Here is a 17,389-nt window from a genome sequence, read left to right as displayed (position 1 = left end):
TTCCACTACCCCTTAGCTCTTTGGGAATTGCAGGGGAAGCCCTGCTGCGATCCGTCCTAGTCCGTCGCCACGGCGGCCTTCTCCGGAGCCACCCGCACCCGCACCGAAATCAACTGCTCGCCTCCACCCAGCGCCACGCCCCGCACCGGCGTCACATCCCCATAATCCCGGCCCCAGGCCAGCGTAATGTGGGCTTCAGAAGGCAGCAGGTCGTTCGTCGGATCGATCTCCAGCCAGCCATGACCCGGACAGTACGCCGACACCCACGCGTGCGACTCTTCCGCCCCCACCAGGTTTGGATTGCTCCGCAGGTACCCGCTCACATAGCGCGCCGGCAGCCCGATCGACCGCAGCGCCCCAATCATCACATGCGCAAAATCCTGGCAAACCCCATGCCGCGCCGCCAGCACCTCGTCCACCGGAGTCGCCACCGTCGTCGCCCGCGGATCATACCGGAACTGTGTGAAGATCCGGTGCGACAGGTCCATCAACCCCTTCAGGATCGGCCGCCCGGCCGGAAATGAAGGCTCCGCGAAGCTGGCGAACTCAGGACCCGCCTTCACATACTGCGACGGGAAGATGTACTGGAACGCCTCCAGCGCCGCCCCTCCGCGGTGCGCCCGCACCTGCGTCCGCACGTCTTCCCAGGCCGGTGTCGCCGCCGGATCCACCACCGTCGTAGGTCGCACTTCCACCAGGCTCTCGGCCGAGATGATCAGCCGCGAATGAGGCTCGTGGATCGAGAAGAACGTTGTCTCGTTTCCGAAGTAGTCGGTCCGCGAATACAAATGCCCCGGATCCGGCAGCACCGTGATGCTGCTGTCGATCAACGTCTGCCGGTACCCGCTCCGCGGCCGCAGATGCACCTCGTTGTGGCAGATCGAGACCGGCTCGCTGTAGGTGTAGGTCGTCGTGTGTGTGGCTCGATACGTCATGGCGGCCCCTCGCTCAGAAATGCCGCAACTGCTGCGACGGGATAGCGTGACTGAAATAGCTGCTCGACAACACGCTCGACAAGGCCCGGATCTCCGCGGCCAGGCGGTCCAGCAGCGCCAGCAGCCCGGTCCACTCGCCGCGCCCGTCGGGCTCCATCAGCTTGCCCGTCTCCGCCAGTTGCACACTCGACAACAGGCTGAGAATCAGCCGCGATTCCACACTCCGCCGCGACAGCGAACCGCTATCCGGCAGGTGCGCTATGTGCTCCGACAGCCGCGCGAACTGGAACGCCACAGACCGCGGGTTCGCCTCGTCGCACAACAGCAGGTCGATCACCAGGTCGGACTGCATCGTCGTCAGATAGCGCGACCGGTAAGTAATCGAACTGTCCGCGATCTCCAGCAGCTTGGCCAGCCGTCCGCTGTCGTCATTCACGAGATCGCCCAGCCCGTGCCGCAACACATCCAGCAACTGAGACGCGCGCTCGATGCGCCGCCCGATATCCAGGAAGCGCCAGCCCTGGCCGCGCGTCATCCCGTCCATCACGAGCCCGCTGAAGGCCGCCAGCGTGATGATCGATTGATCCAGCAGGTCCGTCGCACCCAACAGGTGAAACGGCTCGGCCGGCCGCCGCGTGCAGAAGTCGTTGTCCAGCCGGTTCAGGATGCGCCACGCATCCGCCGAAATGCGGTCCCGCAGCAGCCACGCCAGCCGCCGCGCTTCGTGCACAATGCGCCCGATGCTGTAGCGCCTATCTGAATCGAAGATCATCGACACCAGGTCCGCATTGACCACGGCAGCGCCGTCCGCCTCTACCGGGTCGCGCACAAAGTGCAGCGCCGTCAGGATCCCCACCGCCGTTTGCAACCCCGTCGCCGAGGCCGCATCGGTCTCCTGCGACAGCAGTGGCAGCGCACTGCGGGCCAGGCGCACCGTCGAGTCCACTCGCTCCATATAGCGCCCCAGCCAGAAGAGGTTGTCCGCCACCCGGCTCGGCAGGTCAAAGGTCGCCCGGCTCACTTCCAGCGTCTGGCTGGAGGGCTTCAGCAGGCTGAACTCCTTCTCCTGCCCGCGCCCGAGAACCCAGGTGTCCTTGCTGCCGCCGCCGCGCTGCACCGATACCACCATCGTGTCCAGCGACGACGACACGCGCGTCAGCCCGCCCGGCATCACCTTGTAGCCGCCGCCCGAAGGCACCGCATACACGCGCATCACCAGGTGCCGCGAGTGCAGCCCTTCCTCGGTCCACACCGGCACCGTCGACAGCGCCACCTGCTCCTGCGCGACATACTGATAGGGCGTCGCCCGGATCCGCGCCGCCAGTTTCTCGCGCTCCGCCGCGCTGATCTTGCCGCCGAAGATGGGCTCCTGCGGCGACCCCGGAAACGCCTGCTTCACCACCAGCCGCGCCAGGTTCTCCGTCACATAGGCCAGCGGCTTCTCCTGCCCGCACCACCAGTTCGCCACCGACGGCATCTTGAGCTCTTCGCCAAGGATCTGGCGGCTCAGTCCTGGCAGGAACGGCGACAGCGCGGCCGTCTCAATCGCCCCGCTGCCCAGCGCGTTGGCAATCGCCACCGTGCCGGCCCGCACCGCTTCCACCAGGCCCGGCACGCCCAGCATCGAGTCGCCGCGCAGCTCCAGCGGATCGCAGAACCCGTCATCCTGCCGCCGCAAGATCATGTCCACCGGCAGCAGGCCGCCCAGTGTCTTCAGGTATACCCGCCGGTCGCGGACCGTCAGGTCGCCGCCTTCCACCAGCGTGTACCCCAGATACCGCGCCAGGAACGCGTGCTCGAAGTAGGTCTCGTTATAGGGCCCGGGCGTCAGCAGCACGATGCGCGGATTCTCGCGATGCCCCGGAGCCAGGCTCATCAGCGTCTCGCGATAGGACAGGAAGAAGTTCGCCAGCCGCCGCACATACGTCTTGCGGAACAGGTCCGGCAGCGTGCGCGTGGAAACCAGCCGGTTCTCCAGCGCGTAGCCCGCGCCTGAGGGCGACTGCGTCCTATCGGACAGCACCCACCATTGCCCATCGGGCGACCGCGCCAGATCGGCCGCATACAGATGCAGGCGGATGTCGCCCGGCACCTTGATGCCGTGGCAGCTTCGGAGGAAACCGGGATTGGCGTAGACCAGCTCCGGCGGCAGCAGTCCTTCGTTCAATAACCGCTGCGGCCCGTAGAGGTCTTCCAGGATGGAATTCAGCAGGCTCGCCCGTTGCGCCACCGCCGTCTCGATGCCCGCCCATTCCTGGGGGTCGATGACCATCGGCACCGGATCCAGGGGCCACGGCCGGTCCGTGCCGTGCGGATCCCCATAGACGTTGTAGGTGACGCCGTTGTCGCGGATGAGCCGTTGCGCTTCCTTCCAACGGCTGGCCAGATCTTCAGGTCCGGAGGCTTTCAGCGCTTCCATCAGGGCGCGCCAATGCAGGCGCGTCGCACCCTGCGGCGTCGCTAGTTCGTCGTAATATCCTTCGTTCGGCGAGTAGTCCCAGCCTTGGGCGACACAACTCCCCTTCTCTTTCGGACCCTGCAACCTGACCTCCGCCCAACAGCCTGCGGTGTAGTATTAGTGAAATTCTGTCACACTTCGGCCCCCCGCGATCACCGCGCGTACGGGCTGCGCCTCATATCCAACGTGTATGGGAACTGCGCATTGGTCTCCTGCACCGGCGCCTGCATCGGCCCGGGCGTGTGTCCAAACCGGAAGAACCGGGCCGCCCGCCGGGACTCCGCCTCGGCCGCGTTCACCGGAAACGTCACATAGTTGCGGCCGCCCGGATGCGCCACATGGTAAGTACACCCGCCAATCGACCGGCTCGACCACAGGTCCAGCAGGTCAAAGATGAGCGGCGTATGCACCGGAATCGTGGGGTGCAGGCACGACGGCGGCTGCCACGCCCTGTACCTGACCCCAGCTACGAATTCGCCCTCTGTTCCGCTCGGCGCCAGCGGTACCCGCCGCCCGTTGCACGTGATGACATGGCGGTCGCCGAACAAGCCGCGCACCCGCACCTGCAGCCGCTCCAGCGACGAGTCGACATAGCGCGCCGTCCCGCCGCCGCCCGGCTCCTCGCCCAGTACATACCAGGGCTCGCCGGCCTGCCTCAGTTCCACCTCGACGCCCGAATGCACCACCGTCCCGATCGCCGGGAACCGGAATTCGAAGTGCGGCGCGAACCAGGCGGAGTCCACCGGATATCCGCTCGCCCGCAGCTCTTCCAGCACGTCCTCGAAGTCCAGCGCCAGGAAGTGCGGCAGCATGAACTTGTCGTGCAGTTGCGTGCCCCAGCGCGCGGGCTTCGCCAGGTAAGGCTGCTTCCAGAAGCGTGCCACCAGCGCCCGGATCAGCAACTGCTGCATCAGGCTCATGCGCGAATGCGGCGGCATCTCGAAGCCGCGCATCTCCAGCAGGCCCAACCGCCCCGTGGCCGTTTCAGGAGCGTATAGTTTGTCGATGCAGAACTCGGCGCGGTGTGTATTGCCCGTGACATCCACCAGCAGGTGACGGAAGATGCGGTCGACCAGCCACGGCGGACAGTCGCCTTCGCCCGGCAGCGGGATCTGCGAGTAGGCGATGTCGAGCTCGTACAGGCTGTCCTGCCGCGTCTCGTCGATGCGCGGCGCCTGGCTCGTCGGCCCGATGAACAACGACGAGAACAGATAGGACAGCGACGGGTGGTTCAGCCAATACCCAATCAGGCTGCGCAACAGGTCCGGCCGCCGCAGCATGGGGCTGTCGGCCGGCGTTGGCCCGCCCAGCACGACATGGTTGCCGCCGCCCGTGCCCGTATGCCGGCCGTCCAACATGAACTTCTCCGTACCCAGCCGCGACTGCCGGGCATCCTCGTAGATCCCGATGGTGTTCTGCACCAGTTCGTCCCAGTTGCGGGCCGGGGGCGTATTCACTTCGATGACGCCCGGATCCGGCGTCACGCGGATCTGGCCGATGCGCGGATCCTTAGGCGGCTCAGTGCCTTCCACAATCACCGGGGTGCTGCGCTGCGCGGCCGTGTCCTCGATGGCCGCCAGCAGTTCGCCATAATCTTCCAGCGTCGTCACCGGCGGCATGAAGACGTGCAACTGCCCGTCGCGCGGCTCCACGCAGATGGCCGTCCGCACCACCCATCCGGCCGACTCTCCTGGTTTCACCAGCTTCTCCGCCTCTTTGGGCCGGGAGAAGTTGCTGCGCCAGTCGCCCTTCTGCTGCTGCGGGACGTGCGTGCCCTGATTCTGCCTCTCCGGCACGGGCAGTGGATTCCTGGGAGCCATCGGATCCTGCGGCACCATCAAAGGCATATCCGACGGAGCCGCCCACGGCAGGCTCGGCAGTGGCAACCGCAGCCCCACCGGCGAGTCGCCCGGCGTCAGCAGCAGCTTCTGCCCGCGCAGCAGCCACAAGCCCGTCTGCCACTCCGGACCGCTCTTGCCTGCCCCGCGCTGCACCGGCAGCACGAAGCCTACGGGATGATTCAGCCCCCGCTCGAAGACGCGCCGGATGCGGTCGCGCTCCTCCGCGCTCTCCAAACGGCTGTCGAGCGGATCCACGTTCACGGGCAACTGCCGTTCGCGCTGCAGGTAGTGCAGCGGGTCTTCGAACGCCGCGTTGACATAGTCTGGATCCAGCCCCAACCGCCGGGCCAACCGTTCGATGAAGTCGAAGGCGTCGGCTTCGTCGTAGCCGTGACTTTCGTCCTCGGCCGCAATCAGGCTGGGGTCCAGCCACATGGGGACACCATCATTCCGCCAGTAGCAGGTGAGCGCCCAGCGCGGCAGGCTTTCGCCCGGATACCACTTGCCCTGGCCGAAATGCAGGAAGCCGCCCGGCGCGAAGCGATCGCGGAACCTCTTGATGAGTTCGCCGCTCATCTGCCGCTTGTTCTTGCCGAGAGCCTCGGTGTTCCACTCGGCGCCGTCCATGTCGTCGATCGAGACGAAGGTGGGCTCGCCGCCCATCGTCAGCCGCACGTCGCCGGCCTTCAGCTCCGCGTCGATGGCGTGCCCCAGTGCTTCGATCTTCGACCACTGCTCTTCCGTATACGGCAGAGTGACGCGCGGGTCTTCATGGATGCGACGCACCGACATCTCGTGCGTGAATTCCACCTCGCACTCGTCCACGCCGCCGGTTACCGGAGCCGCCGAGAACGGGTCGGGTGATGCCGCCACCGGCAGGTGCCCTTCGCCCGCGAACAGGCCCGACGTCGGATCCAGGCCGATCCAGCCCGCACCGGGCAGATAGACTTCGGTCCACGCGTGCAGGTCTGTGAAGTCCTGCTGCGGACCTTCCGGGCCTTCCAAGGGTTTCAGGTCCGGCTTGAGCTGGATGAGGTAGCCCGAGACGAAGCGCGCGGCCAGGCCGAGGCGGCGCAGCACCTGCACCAGCAGCCAGGCGGAGTCGCGGCACGAACCGCTGCGCAGGTCGAGCGTCTCCTCGGGAGTTTGCACGCCCGGCTCCATGCGGATCGTGTAGCGGATCTCGTGCTGCAGCCGCTGGTTCAACGCGACCAGGAAGTCGATGATGTGGCACGGCGCGCGGTCGATTGCCGCCACGTAGGCAGCCAGGTGCGGCTCGTCCGGCAGGGTCTCCAGGAAGGGGGTCAGTTCCTTGGCCAGCGAGGGTTCATAGGCGAATGGGAACCGTTCGGCCGCGGGCTCCAGGAAGAAGTCGAACGGGTTGATGACGGTCATGTCCGCCACGACATCGACCTCGATGGAGAAGTGGCGCACCGGCTCCGGGAAGACCACGCGGGCGAGGTAGTTGCTCTGCGGGTCCTGCTGCCAGTTGATGAAGTGCTCGCGCGGGCTGATTTTGAGCGAGTAGCTCTCGACGGTGGTCCGGCAATGGGGCGCCGGGCGCAGACGGACGATCTGTGGTGACAACTGCACCAGCCGGTCGTAGTGGTAGACAGTCTTGTGATGGAGAGCGACTCGAATCGCCATGCGTACCCCTTCCCCTATACATCACACGGCCCTGCCACGTGGAGGGAGTAGCCAATTCGGCCAGATCCAAATTATAGAGGAAGACGGGGGCTCAGCGGATGGCCGCGGAACCGCTGTCGGGCTTGCCCGCTTTCGCCCGCAAAGGGAGCGCCCGCAAGGGCTCGCCAGTGATGGCGAAAATCGCGTTGGCCATGGCCGGAGCCACCGCCATGATGGGCGTTTCGCCGGCGCCGGCGGGCTCCAGGTCGTTGCGCTCCACCAGCACCGTTTCGATCTTCGGTGTGTCCTTGAAGCGCGGCACACGGTAGCGCGCGAAACTGCCGTTCTTCAGCCGGCCGTTCTCGAACAGGATCTCTTCCCGCAGGGCCGCGCCCAAGCCCATCAGGATGGAGCCCTCCACCTGCAGGCGCAGGTTTTTCGGGTTGAGCACAGGCCCGCACTCGAAGGCTTCGCAGATCTCGACCAGACGGGGGATGCCGCTCGCCCGGTCGAGTTCCACCTCGACGCAGGCGGCGACATAGGAACCCTTCTCCGTGCCGCAGGCCAGCCCGACCCCGGTGTTCGGCTTCTTCTCCTGGCGGCGCTTCTGCCAGCCGAAGCGCTCGGCCGCGGCCACAAGCACGTCCCGTAGACGGCCGTTCTCGAGATGGGCCAGGCGGAACGCCAACGGGTCCTGGCCGGCCACGGCGGCGAGTTCGTCCATGAAGCTCTCACGAGCGAAGTTGTTGGCTGTGGCCGCCAGCCCGCGGTACGAGCCGGAGCGCAGAGGCGAATCGGCGTAGACGAAACGGGTGCGAGTGTTCGCCAGCTTGTAGGGAGACCCGATGGCCGACGGGCCCGAGTTGTAGTTCGTGAAATCCCAACTGGTGAGCTGGCCCTTGTCGTCGAGGCCGGCCTCGATCTCGATCACGCCGGCCGGGCGGAAGTAGCCCCACATGAACTCCTCGGCACGGGTCCAGCGGAGGGAGACCGGCTTGCCTGCTTCCTTCGCCAGGCGTGCTGCTTCGAGCGCCGCTTCGCCGGTATGTTTGCCGCCGAAGCCCCCGCCGAAGTCGGGCACGATGACGCGTACGTTGGACGGGTCAATGTGGAACGCCTGCGCGAGTTCGTCCCGCACCTCGAAGGGATTCGAAGTGCCGGTCCAGACCGTCAGGCTGCCATTGGTCCACTCCGCCACGGCCGTGCGCGGTTCCATCGGGGAATGGGCCACGTAGGGAATCTGATACGACGCGGCGAGCTTCTTCTTTGCCTGTTGCAGGCCGGCCTGCACAGAGCCGCGTTCCTGCACCTGCGGCTGGCGGTCGCCGGCCGGCTTCTTCAGATGCGCGTACAACTCGTCGCTGGAGATCTGCGGCTTGGTCTGCCATTTGGCATTCGCGGCCAGGGCGGCAAGCGCTTTGCGGGCCGCATAGGACGTGGGTGCGGCGCAAGCTGCAAATTCACCGTCGCGCACGGCCACGACTCCGGGCAGCTGCTTCGCGGCACTCAGGTCGAGGGAATCCAAAGTCGCACCGTAGGCTGGCGGACGCAGGACGCAGCCGTAGAGCATGCCGGGCCGCTGGATGCCGGAAGGATAGGCATGGGCTCCAGTGATGATGTCGCGTGCATTCACGCGCACCAGCGGCTGGCCCAGGGTCTTCCAGTTGGCGGGCGGGGTGAGGTCGGCGGTCTTACCGCTGGCATCGCCGCCGGATTTGGCCATCTGGAGCTTGGACTCGTCGGCCGGCCAGCGATCGATGGGCGGGATCAGTTCCGCAGTCCTCCTGGTCGTGTGGCCGCCGGCTTTCGCCAGGTCGGCGTAGCCCATGGTCTGCTTGCCGTCCGGGCTCTTCACGACACCGGCATCGATCTGGAGCTTGGAACCGTCGGCCTTCCAGCGCTCGGCGGCCGTGGACAGCAGCAGGGATCGAGCTTCGGCGGCGGCGCGGCGGACCAAAGGCAGGGTGGTAGGCGTGGAGCGGCTGCCGGCGGTGATGCCGTCATTGGGCACGCTTTGCGTATCGGCGAGCACCACGCGGACCTTGCCAACAGGCAGGCGCAGCTCTTCCGCGGCGGCGGCGGCAAACTCGGTGCGGGGTCCTTGTCCCTCTTCCACCTTGCCCGAGAGCACGGTCACGAAGCCGTCTTCCCCGAGGTGCAGGTGGCCCGCCGTGGTCGTTGGACCACGCTGCGCGCGTGCAAGGACAGTGATCAGCAGGCCGGCGCCCGCAACCTGCAGGAACACGCGGCGATCGCAGCGAAACTCGTAGTGAACTGGTTCCCGCAGTTCATAGCGCTCCGGTTCAGCGGAGGCGATCCAGTCGGTGCTATCCGGCATGGCCTGCTCCTTGGGTATTCATGGCGCTGAGTTTGGCTGCCAGGCGGACCGCGGTGACGATGCTGGGGTAGCAGCAGCAGCGGCAGAGGTTGTTGTTCATGCCCTCCGCCACCTGCTGTTCCGTGGGATGGGGGGTAGTCTTCAGCAGGGCCACGGCGGTGAGCATCATGCCGGAGGTGCAGTAGCCGCACTGCAGCGCACCTTCTTCGAGGAACGCTTCCTGCACGGGGTGGAGTTTGCCGTTGACGGCGAGCCCTTCCACAGTCAGGACTGATTTGCCTTCGGCCAGCCGCACGGGGGTGACGCAGGACGGGACAGGCTTACCGTCCAGCAGTACGGTGCAGGCGCGGCACTGGCCTTCGCCGCAGCCGTAACGGACTCCGATGAGTCCCAGATCTTCGCGCAGCACTTCGAGCAGCGGCCTGTCGGCCTCCGTCTCGATCCGTTGCGCCTTGCCGTTCAGGGTGAATTTGAACGCCGGCATCGACTGGCACCTCCTCGTCTGGTTGTACTCATAGTGGCACGCCCGGATGCCAATGCAAACCCCAAAAGACGGGCTATCCAAAGGAAGAAGCCGGCAGATAACCTCCTGTTTACAGGTGAAAATCGGAAGGTACCGTCGAGACGGTATGTAACCCGCTGAACGTTAGGGCGCGCCCACACCAACAAGCCTGCATATATCTGGAGCGGGAGTTGCGCGCGTCGATGTCAGACGGGCATTCAAGGAACAGGAATGGCCTTTATTCGCAAATCAGCAGTATTGTGTATCTTCGCCGCGGTGCTGTGTGTGACCGCGCAGGCTCAGGAAAACAACGCACCCGCCGAGGCCCCGGCCGCTCCGGCTGCTGAGATTGACAAGCGCGTCTTCGGCGTCCTGCCCAACTACCGTGTGGCGGATGGCAATGCGCCATTTTCGCCGATCACGACCAAACAGAAGTTCGCCATCGGGGCGAAAGACTCGTTCGACAAGCCGGTGTTCCTGCTGGCCGGCTTCTACGCGGGGCTGGCGCACCTGGAGAACTCCAATCCCTCGTTCGGGCAAGGCGCGAAGGGCTTCGGCAACCGCTATGTGCGGTCGCTGGGCGACACCATCATCGGCAACTTCATGACGGAAGCGATGTTTCCCAGCCTGTTGAAGGAAGATCCCCGCTACTTCATGCAGGGGCAGAACGGGAAGACCGGCAAGCAGCGTTTCTTTTACGCGCTGACGCGGGTGGTGGTGACGAAGACCGATTCCGGCAAGACGCGCTTCAACTTCTCAGAGGTTCTGGGCAACGGCGCTTCGGTGGGCATTTCGAACCTCTACTACCCCGAGAGCCGGACCTATTCCGACAACTTCTCGAAGCTGGCGCTGCAGATTGGGACCGACGCGATTTCGAATGTGCTGAAGGAGTTCTGGCCGGACATCAAGCAGCGCATGGAGAAGAAGAAAGCCTCGAAGCACTGATTCCTGCCAGACAGGCGCGCGTCGTGCGATGCTGGATTGCTATGCGCGGGCCATTGCCGCGGGTAGCGATCCAGGAGGTTTCGACTTGCAGGAACAGAGTTACGCCAAACACGCCCAGCTAGTCCCGATGTTCCATTTCGTGCTCTTCGGGCTACTGCTGCTGACGCTCATCGGGTCGGGCGTGAACCTTTGGAAATCCATGGGCGATCACCAGCGCCTGTATAGCGCCGCGCTGATCCTGGTGATGAACATCTGCATGGTATTCATCGCCTTGTTTGCGCGTATCTTCGCCCTGAAGGCGCAGGACCGGGCGATCCGGGCGGAAGAGAATCTGCGCCACTACGTCCTGACCGGCAAGCTGCTTGATCCGAGGCTGGAAGCGCTGCAGATTGTCGGCCTACGGTTTGCTCCCGATGCCGAGTTCGTGGCCCTGGCCAAGCTCGCCGCCGAGAAGAGCATGAGCCAGGACGAAATCAAGAAGTCGATCAAGAACTGGAAAGCGGACAACTACCGGGTGTGAAGATCGGGGTCAACCTTTCGGGCGCCGAATGGGGCGAGGGTAACCTGCCCGGGGAACTGGGGCGGGACTACGTCTTCCCCAGCGAGCGGAGCCTGCAGTATTGGGCGGAGCAGGGCCTGACGCGGTTGCGGGTGCCGTTCCGGTGGGAGCGGCTGCAGCCTACGCCGAGCGGTCCCCTGGACGAGGCCTATCTGGAACAGCTTGTGCTGGCGGCCGACCGGGCGGGTGGCCTGGGGCTGCAGATCGCGTACGAGCCACATAACTTCGGGCGGTACCGGATCGAGGGTACCGACTGGATCATCGACCAAGCCGACGGGCGCGGCCGTACTCCGGTGACCCGCTATGACTTAGCCGACCTCTGGGTTCGTTTCGTACTTTCGCTGGGCCAGCATCCGGCGGTGTGGGCGTATGACCTGATGAACGAGCCGCACGACATGGGCGACTCCGATTGGCAGCGGATCTCGCAGTGCGTGGTAGGCGCCATACGGGAAACGGGCGACACGAAGCTGATCCTGGTGCCGGGTGACGGGTGGTCTGGCAGTGAGTGGTGGAAGCAGCGGAACGGGCGTCGGGCCTGGATCGACGATCCGGCGGGCAATTTCCTGTATGAAGCCCACTGCTATTTTGACGGCAACCGGGGCGGCGGCTACGCGCTTTCGTACGACGAGGAACTGGCACGCGACCCCGATCTGGCCACGCTGGGCCGGCGGCGGGTTGCGCCATTCATCGACTGGTGCCGGGACAACGGGGTGGGCGGGCTGCTGGGCGAGTTTGGCATTCCGTATGCGGATCCGCGCTGGCTGCCGGTGATGGACGGGTTCCTGGACGCGGTTTCCGAGGCTGGGATGGACGCGTTCTACTGGGCCGCCGGCGAGTGGTGGCAGGACTATGCGATCGGGCTGCAGCCGTCCGCCGACTATGCGGTGCACCGGCCGCAACTGCTTCATTTGAAAGACCGGATGTCAGGCGGGCTTGAGGAGAGCTGAGAACTTCCGGCGGAACTTGGCCACCTTCGGCGAGACCACGAACGTACAGTAGGGCTGCCAAGGGTGGGTGGCGAAGTAGTTGCTGTGATAGTCCTCGGCGGGCCAGAACTTCACGGCAGGGGTCACTTCGGTGACGATGGGGTCTTCGAACACCTGATCGGCGGTCAGTTCGGTGAGGAAGGCGCGGGCCTCGGCTTCCTGTTCCGGGGTGTGGTAGAAGATGGCCGACCGGTACTGAGTGCCGACGTCGTTACCCTGCCGGTTGAGGGTAGTGGGGTCGTGGATCGCGAAGAAGACTTCGAGGATATCGCGATATGACGATATGTTCGTGTCATAGACAAGCTGTACGACCTCGGCGTGGCCCGTGCCGCCGGTGCATACCTCTTCATAAGTGGGCTCGAGTTCCAGCCCGCCCATGTAGCCGGAGGTGACGGAAATCACGCCGCGCATCTGGAGATAGACCGCCTCCAGACACCAGAAACAGCCACCGGCCAGGGTGGCGGTTGCGGTGCTTGCGTCCAGGCTCATGGCGCCTCCGTGGGAGCTACTTGGAATCGTACGGCTTTAGCTTGCGGACCCAGATATTGCGGAAGCGCGGTTTGGTGTCGTGGTCCTGGATGGACAACGGCTCTTCCGCCGCATGGGGTTCATAGGGCCGGATGGTGCGATGGGCCATCTGCCCGATGACTTCCTTGTGATGGTGGACCAGGACGCCGTTGAACATGAGGGTGACATAGGCCGGTTTGACCATGCGGCTGCCCTCGAACTTGGGCGCTTCCCAGAACAGGTCGTAGGTGTTCCACTCGCCGGGTTTACGGATGGGGTTTACGAGCGGCGGCCACTGGCCGTAGATGGCGCCCGCTTGTCCATCGGCATAGGTGGGATTGTCCCAGGAGTCGAGCACCTGCATCTCGTAGCGGCTCATGATGAGGATGCCGGAGTTGCCGCGCCATTGGGAGTCGCCGTCGATTTCGGTGGGGGCGCTCCACTCGATGTGGTACTGGGCGTCGCCGAATTTCTCTTTGGAGATGAGGTCGCCGGTGCCGCCGACGCATTCGACGAAACCGTTCTCCACCTTCCACTTAGCGGGCACCTGTTTGCCTTTGTTGGGGCCGGTGCCGTTCTGAACCCACTGGGACAGGTCCTTGCCGCTGAACAGCACGACGGCATCGGACGGTGGATCGCCGGGCCTGGGGCCGGGCGTGACCACGGAAGGACGTGGACGGGCGATGTCGTGGACTTTCCAGGGTTGGCCGGGCAGCACCGGCGTATCGGTATAGCCGAGAGGAGAGGTGCGCCAGTTTTTGGGCTTGGGGGTGGGCTGCTGGGCAGCCGACCACGCAGCCGGCGCCACCCCGGCGAGCGACAGAATTGTTCTTCGTTTCATGAGTGTGGCTGGCTGAAAGTTTATCAAAGCGGGCGAGCCCTAGTCTTTCCAGGCGGCGGTCCAGATGTTGAACTCGTAGCGCTGGGTGGTCTGGTAGTCGGTGGCAAAGACTAGGGTTTTGCCGTCGGGGGCGAACTCGGGGAAGGAGGTAAAACCACCAAAATTGGTGATCTGCTCCAGGCCGGAACCGTCGGTATTGATGCGGTAGAGCTCGAACTTGCGTCCGTCGCAGTTGTGCTTATTGGACGAGAAGATGATCTGCTTGCCGTCCGGAGTGAAGGTGGGTGCGAACGAGGCGCAGCCGAACTTGGTGAGCTGCTGGACCTTCTTGCCGGCGGCGTCGGAGACGAAGAGTTCCATCTTCATCGGTTCGGTCAGGTTCTCCTTGAGGAGCTCCTTATAGCGGGCCATTGCCTTGGGGTTGCCGGGATCGGTGGCGCGCCAGACAATCTGTTTGCCGTCGTGGGAAAAGACCGCTCCGCCATCGTAGCCTTCGCGTTTGGTGAGCTGCTTCTTGCCGGAGCCATCCGGTTTCATCTGCCAGAGTTCGAGATCGCCCGAGGCGAGCGAGGTGTAGACGATCTTGTTCTGGGCGAAATTCACGGTCGCTTCGGCGTCGTAACCGGGGGTGGAGGTGAGTTTCTTCGGGTTTTTGCCTGTGTCGTCAGCGACATAGATGTCGTAGCCGGCAAAGACGCCCCAGACGTAGCCTTTGCTGCGGTCGGGCGGGGTGGGGCAGGCTTCGGCCGCCTCGTGGGTGGAGGCGTAGACGATGTGGCGGTTGTCCTTGAGGAAGTAGGCGCAGGTGGTGCGCCCCTTGCCGGTGGAGACCAGGTGCTGATCGGACCCGTCGGCATTCATGACGAATATCTGATCGCAGCCGTAGGGTTCGCGGGTGGTCTGGAAGATGATGCGTTTGCCGTCGGGGGCCCAGTAGGCTTCGGCGTTCTGGCCCCCGTTGGTGAGTTTCTTCAGGTTGGTGAGGTGCGTGCCTTCAGGCGCGCCCTGCCCCATCAGGAGTGCCGCGGTGAGCGGCAGGCTCAAGTACAACTTGTTCACTACTTAACTTCTCCCCTCGTACAGATTTCTACCTGCCACCAGCGCCGCCATTTTGCGGTCGGCGACGTTGCGCTGGAGCATCCAGAATCCACAGTCGGGGTGGATGTAATGGAGGCGTTCGGGACCGAGAACGCCCGCGGCCAATTCGATGCGTTCAGCGATGAGGTCGGCCGATTCGACGCCATTGTCCTTGACGTCGACAACACCGAGGCCCATGCCGATGCGCGGATTCAGGTCCTTGAAGTGCTCGAGCTCGGAGTAGCCGCGGCGGGCGAACTCGAGCACGAGGTGGTCGACCTGCAAGCCATTCAGGAACGGTAAGAGATTCTGCCAGAAACCTTTTTGTACAGTTTGGCCGCCGTAATTGCCGAAGCAGATATGGAGAGCGCGGACGCCGGCGATGCCTTCGAGGACATGGTTGAGGGCGGGCAGGGCCCATTCGGCGTCCTCGGGGTGGCCGCTGATATTGGCTTCATCCAGTTGGACGATATCGGCGTCGATGTTGGTCAACTGTTTGCGCAGGACATCGGCGATGGCCATGCAGAGGTCGGGGCGCGATTTGTAGTGCCGGTCCGTGAGCACCTTGGTGAGCATATGCGGCCCGGTGCAGGTGAACTTGAGGGGCTGGCTGGTGAGTTTGCGGGTGAACTCGAAGTCACGGGGCAGGTTGAGGGTGCCGCCGCTGATGGAACCGGTGACGATGCCGGCGGGATCGGAGCGATAGGTGAGGCCCTGATCGGCCCGGAAGGCCTCGATGTCCTCGAGGGAGAACCGGGTGCGAATGCCGTCCATTTTGGAGACGAAGTAGTCGATCATGCCGTTCGTCTCGGGGTGACCGGGGTCGAAGCGGTTCAACTCTCCATCGGCGACGACGTCGATGCCGGCGAGTTCCTGGGTTTTCAGCACGACGAGGATGGCGTCACGGAGCGTGGTGCGCGAGGTGTCGCCGGGCAGCCAGTGCGGAATGGGGTAGCTGCCCACGACGGTAGTCTTGATAGCCATTTGAGGTATTGTATCCCGAGGAATCGCCTCGGCTCTTTCGCGTAGAATTAATATTTGAAGCCCGGCCGCGTCACGGTTGTCGTTCCCACACTGGCAGGAGACCGCCGGCTGACGGAGTGTCTGGCATCGCTGGAAGGCCAAACGCTGCCGGAGGTTACGGTGGTGGTGGTGGATAACAGCGGGTGCGGGCGGATTCATGCGACCGGGGCGGCCCGCTACCGGTTTCGGTTGATCGAAAATAAGACGAATGTAGGATTTGGCGCGGCGGTGAACCAGGGCTTCCGGCTGGCTCCGGCGGAGTACATGGCCGTGCTGAATGACGACGCGGTGGCCGATGCGCGCTGGCTGGAAGAGATGGTGAAGGCGCTGGACGGGAGTCCGCGGGCAGGAATGGCGGCGGGCCGGATCCGGCTGAGCGGAACGGGCCGGCTGGATTCGGCGGGCATGCTGATAGCGGGCGACGGGAGTTCGAAGCAGCGGGGCCACGGCACCGCGGGCGACGGGTTTTCGGAAGCGGGCGAAGCGCTGCTGCCCAGCGGCTGCGCGGCGGTGTACCGGCGTGAGATGCTCGACGAGGCCGGGCTGTTTGAAGAGGATTTCTTTCTGTACTGCGAAGACACAGATTTGGGTTTACGAGGCCGGTGGGCGGGCTGGAACTGCCTGTATGTTCCGACGGCGATTGTGGAGCATGCGTATTCGCAGAGCAGTGGAGCAGCCTCGGCGCGCAAGGCGTGGTTTGTGGAGCGGAACCGGCTGCGGCTGGCTGTGCGATGCCTGCCGTTGAGTAGCTTGCTGGCGGCTCCGTTTTACGCCACGGTGCGGTATTTCTGGCATGCGGCGGGTCTGTTCACGGGCCAGGGGAAGGCGGCCGAGTTCCGGACGGCGGGCGGCAGCGGACTGCAACTGCCGTGGCTGGTGGTGAAGGCGCACCTGGACCTGCTGCGGAGCCTGCCGACGCTGCTGCGGCAGCGGGCGCGGATTGCGGCGACACGGAAGATCAGCGCGGCGGAGTTCAAGGAAGTACTGAAGCGGCACGCCATCACGGTGAGAGAGGTCGCCGCGCTGTGATTGACGAACGCACGCTGCTGATCATCCCGGCTTTCAACGAAGAGGGCGCGATTGCACGCGTCGTCACCGAGGTCCGGCAGACGTACCCGGAGCTGCAGATCCTGGTGACGGACGATTGTTCTGAGGACGCGACCGTGGACCAGGCTCTCATTGCGGGTGCGCGGGTGCTGCAACTGCCTTGTCATTTGGGACTGGGCGGCTGTGTGCAGGCGGGCTACATGCTGGCTTTCGAGGAAGGCTACGACACGGTGATCCGGATTGACGGAGACGGGCAGCACGATCCGAAGGACATCTGGCGGTTATTGGAGAAGCTGCGGTCGACGGGCTGCGAGATGGTGATTGGCGTCCGGGCGAAGGAGTCCGGCGGGCTGCAGACGCATCCGATCCGCAAGATTGGCATCCACTTTTTCCGGATGCTGCTGCGGCCGATCCTGGGGCGGCCGGTGACGGATCCGACCTCGGGTTTCGTGGCGGTGAACGTGAAGGCTTTGTCGGTCTTCAGTTCGAGTTTCCCGCTGGAGTATCCCGAGATCGAGACGCTGGTGGTGCTGCAGCGGCGCAAGTTCCGGTTTGAGGAAGTGCCGTGCCGGATGCGGAAGCGCATGGCGGGTAGAAGCTCGATCACGGCGATGAAGTCGGTCTACTATGTGATCCATGTGCTGCTGGGTGTGTTCATCAACATCCTGCGGTTTGACGGGCGGGCCAGGAAGGGCCAGGGGTAG

General features: G+C 64.6%; 14 protein-coding genes. 5 read left to right on the top strand and 9 right to left on the bottom strand.

What is annotated here, in order from left to right; genetic code table 11:
- Positions 1–56: 56 nt before the first annotated feature.
- The 5 genes from ACR9Y2_RS35675 to ACR9Y2_RS35655 all read right to left on the bottom strand — a co-directional run bounded on the left by ACR9Y2_RS35675 (position 57) and on the right by ACR9Y2_RS35655 (position 9,682).
- The gene (locus tag ACR9Y2_RS35675; protein WP_435046679.1) at positions 57–935 is read right to left on the bottom strand and encodes a transglutaminase family protein; all 879 of its coding nucleotides are present in this window, start codon (positions 933–935) and stop codon (positions 57–59) included.
- A 13-nt stretch (positions 936–948) separates the two neighbouring features.
- Positions 949–3,477 carry a circularly permuted type 2 ATP-grasp protein gene (locus ACR9Y2_RS35670; protein ID WP_435046678.1) on the bottom strand — a complete coding sequence of 843 codons (2,529 nt, stop codon included), beginning with the start codon at positions 3,475–3,477 and terminating at the stop codon, positions 949–951.
- A gap of 68 nt (positions 3,478–3,545) precedes the next feature.
- The gene (locus ACR9Y2_RS35665; protein ID WP_435046677.1) at positions 3,546–6,881 is read right to left on the bottom strand and encodes a DUF2126 domain-containing protein; all 3,336 of its coding nucleotides are present in this window, start codon (positions 6,879–6,881) and stop codon (positions 3,546–3,548) included.
- A gap of 91 nt (positions 6,882–6,972) precedes the next feature.
- Positions 6,973–9,198: a molybdopterin cofactor-binding domain-containing protein gene (locus tag ACR9Y2_RS35660; RefSeq protein WP_435046676.1), complete on the bottom strand. Its 2,226-nt coding sequence runs from the start codon at positions 9,196–9,198 to the stop codon at positions 6,973–6,975.
- Positions 9,188–9,682 (bottom strand): (2Fe-2S)-binding protein, encoded by a 495-nt coding sequence (locus tag ACR9Y2_RS35655; protein ID WP_435046675.1) that lies wholly within the window; start codon positions 9,680–9,682, stop codon positions 9,188–9,190. The genes ACR9Y2_RS35660 and ACR9Y2_RS35655 overlap by 11 nt, the downstream gene beginning before the upstream one ends.
- Before the next feature lie 249 nt (positions 9,683–9,931).
- Between ACR9Y2_RS35655 and ACR9Y2_RS35650 the strand changes: the two genes are divergently transcribed.
- From ACR9Y2_RS35650 to ACR9Y2_RS35640, 3 genes are all read left to right on the top strand, one after another.
- Positions 9,932–10,645, top strand: a complete 714-nt coding sequence (locus ACR9Y2_RS35650; protein ID WP_435046674.1) for a hypothetical protein — start codon at positions 9,932–9,934, stop codon at positions 10,643–10,645.
- A gap of 85 nt (positions 10,646–10,730) precedes the next feature.
- Positions 10,731–11,165: a DUF6526 family protein gene (locus ACR9Y2_RS35645; RefSeq protein ID WP_435046673.1), complete on the top strand. Its 435-nt coding sequence runs from the start codon at positions 10,731–10,733 to the stop codon at positions 11,163–11,165.
- A complete protein-coding gene (locus ACR9Y2_RS35640) occupies positions 11,162–12,151 on the top strand; it encodes a glycoside hydrolase family 5 protein (RefSeq protein WP_435046672.1) in 990 nt (329 codons plus the stop codon). Before ACR9Y2_RS35645 ends, ACR9Y2_RS35640 begins: the two co-directional genes overlap by 4 nt.
- Here ACR9Y2_RS35640 and msrA read toward each other — a convergent pair.
- From msrA to ACR9Y2_RS35620, 4 genes are read right to left on the bottom strand one after another with little or no spacing between them, the layout of a single operon-like run.
- The gene (gene msrA, locus ACR9Y2_RS35635; protein ID WP_435046671.1) at positions 12,128–12,679 is read right to left on the bottom strand and encodes a peptide-methionine (S)-S-oxide reductase MsrA; all 552 of its coding nucleotides are present in this window, start codon (positions 12,677–12,679) and stop codon (positions 12,128–12,130) included. The genes ACR9Y2_RS35640 and msrA overlap by 24 nt on opposite strands.
- Before the next feature lie 16 nt (positions 12,680–12,695).
- Positions 12,696–13,538, bottom strand: coding sequence for a 3-keto-disaccharide hydrolase (locus tag ACR9Y2_RS35630; RefSeq protein ID WP_435046670.1), 843 nt, complete (start codon positions 13,536–13,538; stop codon positions 12,696–12,698).
- Positions 13,539–13,577: 39 nt separating this feature from the next.
- On the bottom strand, positions 13,578–14,597 hold the full coding sequence (locus tag ACR9Y2_RS35625; RefSeq protein ID WP_435046669.1) for a TolB family protein: 1,020 nt from the start codon (positions 14,595–14,597) through the stop codon (positions 13,578–13,580).
- 3 nt (positions 14,598–14,600) lie between these two features.
- Positions 14,601–15,599 carry a cobalamin-independent methionine synthase II family protein gene (locus tag ACR9Y2_RS35620; RefSeq protein WP_435046668.1) on the bottom strand — a complete coding sequence of 333 codons (999 nt, stop codon included), beginning with the start codon at positions 15,597–15,599 and terminating at the stop codon, positions 14,601–14,603.
- Positions 15,600–15,653: 54 nt separating this feature from the next.
- Between ACR9Y2_RS35620 and ACR9Y2_RS35615 the strand changes: the two genes are divergently transcribed.
- Both ACR9Y2_RS35615 and ACR9Y2_RS35610 read left to right on the top strand, forming a co-directional pair.
- The gene (locus ACR9Y2_RS35615; protein ID WP_435046667.1) at positions 15,654–16,667 is read left to right on the top strand and encodes a glycosyltransferase family 2 protein; all 1,014 of its coding nucleotides are present in this window, start codon (positions 15,654–15,656) and stop codon (positions 16,665–16,667) included.
- Positions 16,664–17,389, top strand: coding sequence for a glycosyltransferase family 2 protein (locus ACR9Y2_RS35610; RefSeq protein WP_435046666.1), 726 nt, complete (start codon positions 16,664–16,666; stop codon positions 17,387–17,389). The genes ACR9Y2_RS35615 and ACR9Y2_RS35610 overlap by 4 nt, the downstream gene beginning before the upstream one ends.

It is taken from the genome of Paludibaculum fermentans, from assembly GCF_051172195.1.
In the GTDB taxonomy this organism is placed as follows: Bacteria; Acidobacteriota; Terriglobia; order Bryobacterales; family Bryobacteraceae; genus Paludibaculum; species Paludibaculum fermentans_A.
The sequence above is the reverse complement of the archived record's forward strand: the minus strand, read 5'-3'. Positions and strand labels throughout refer to the sequence as shown.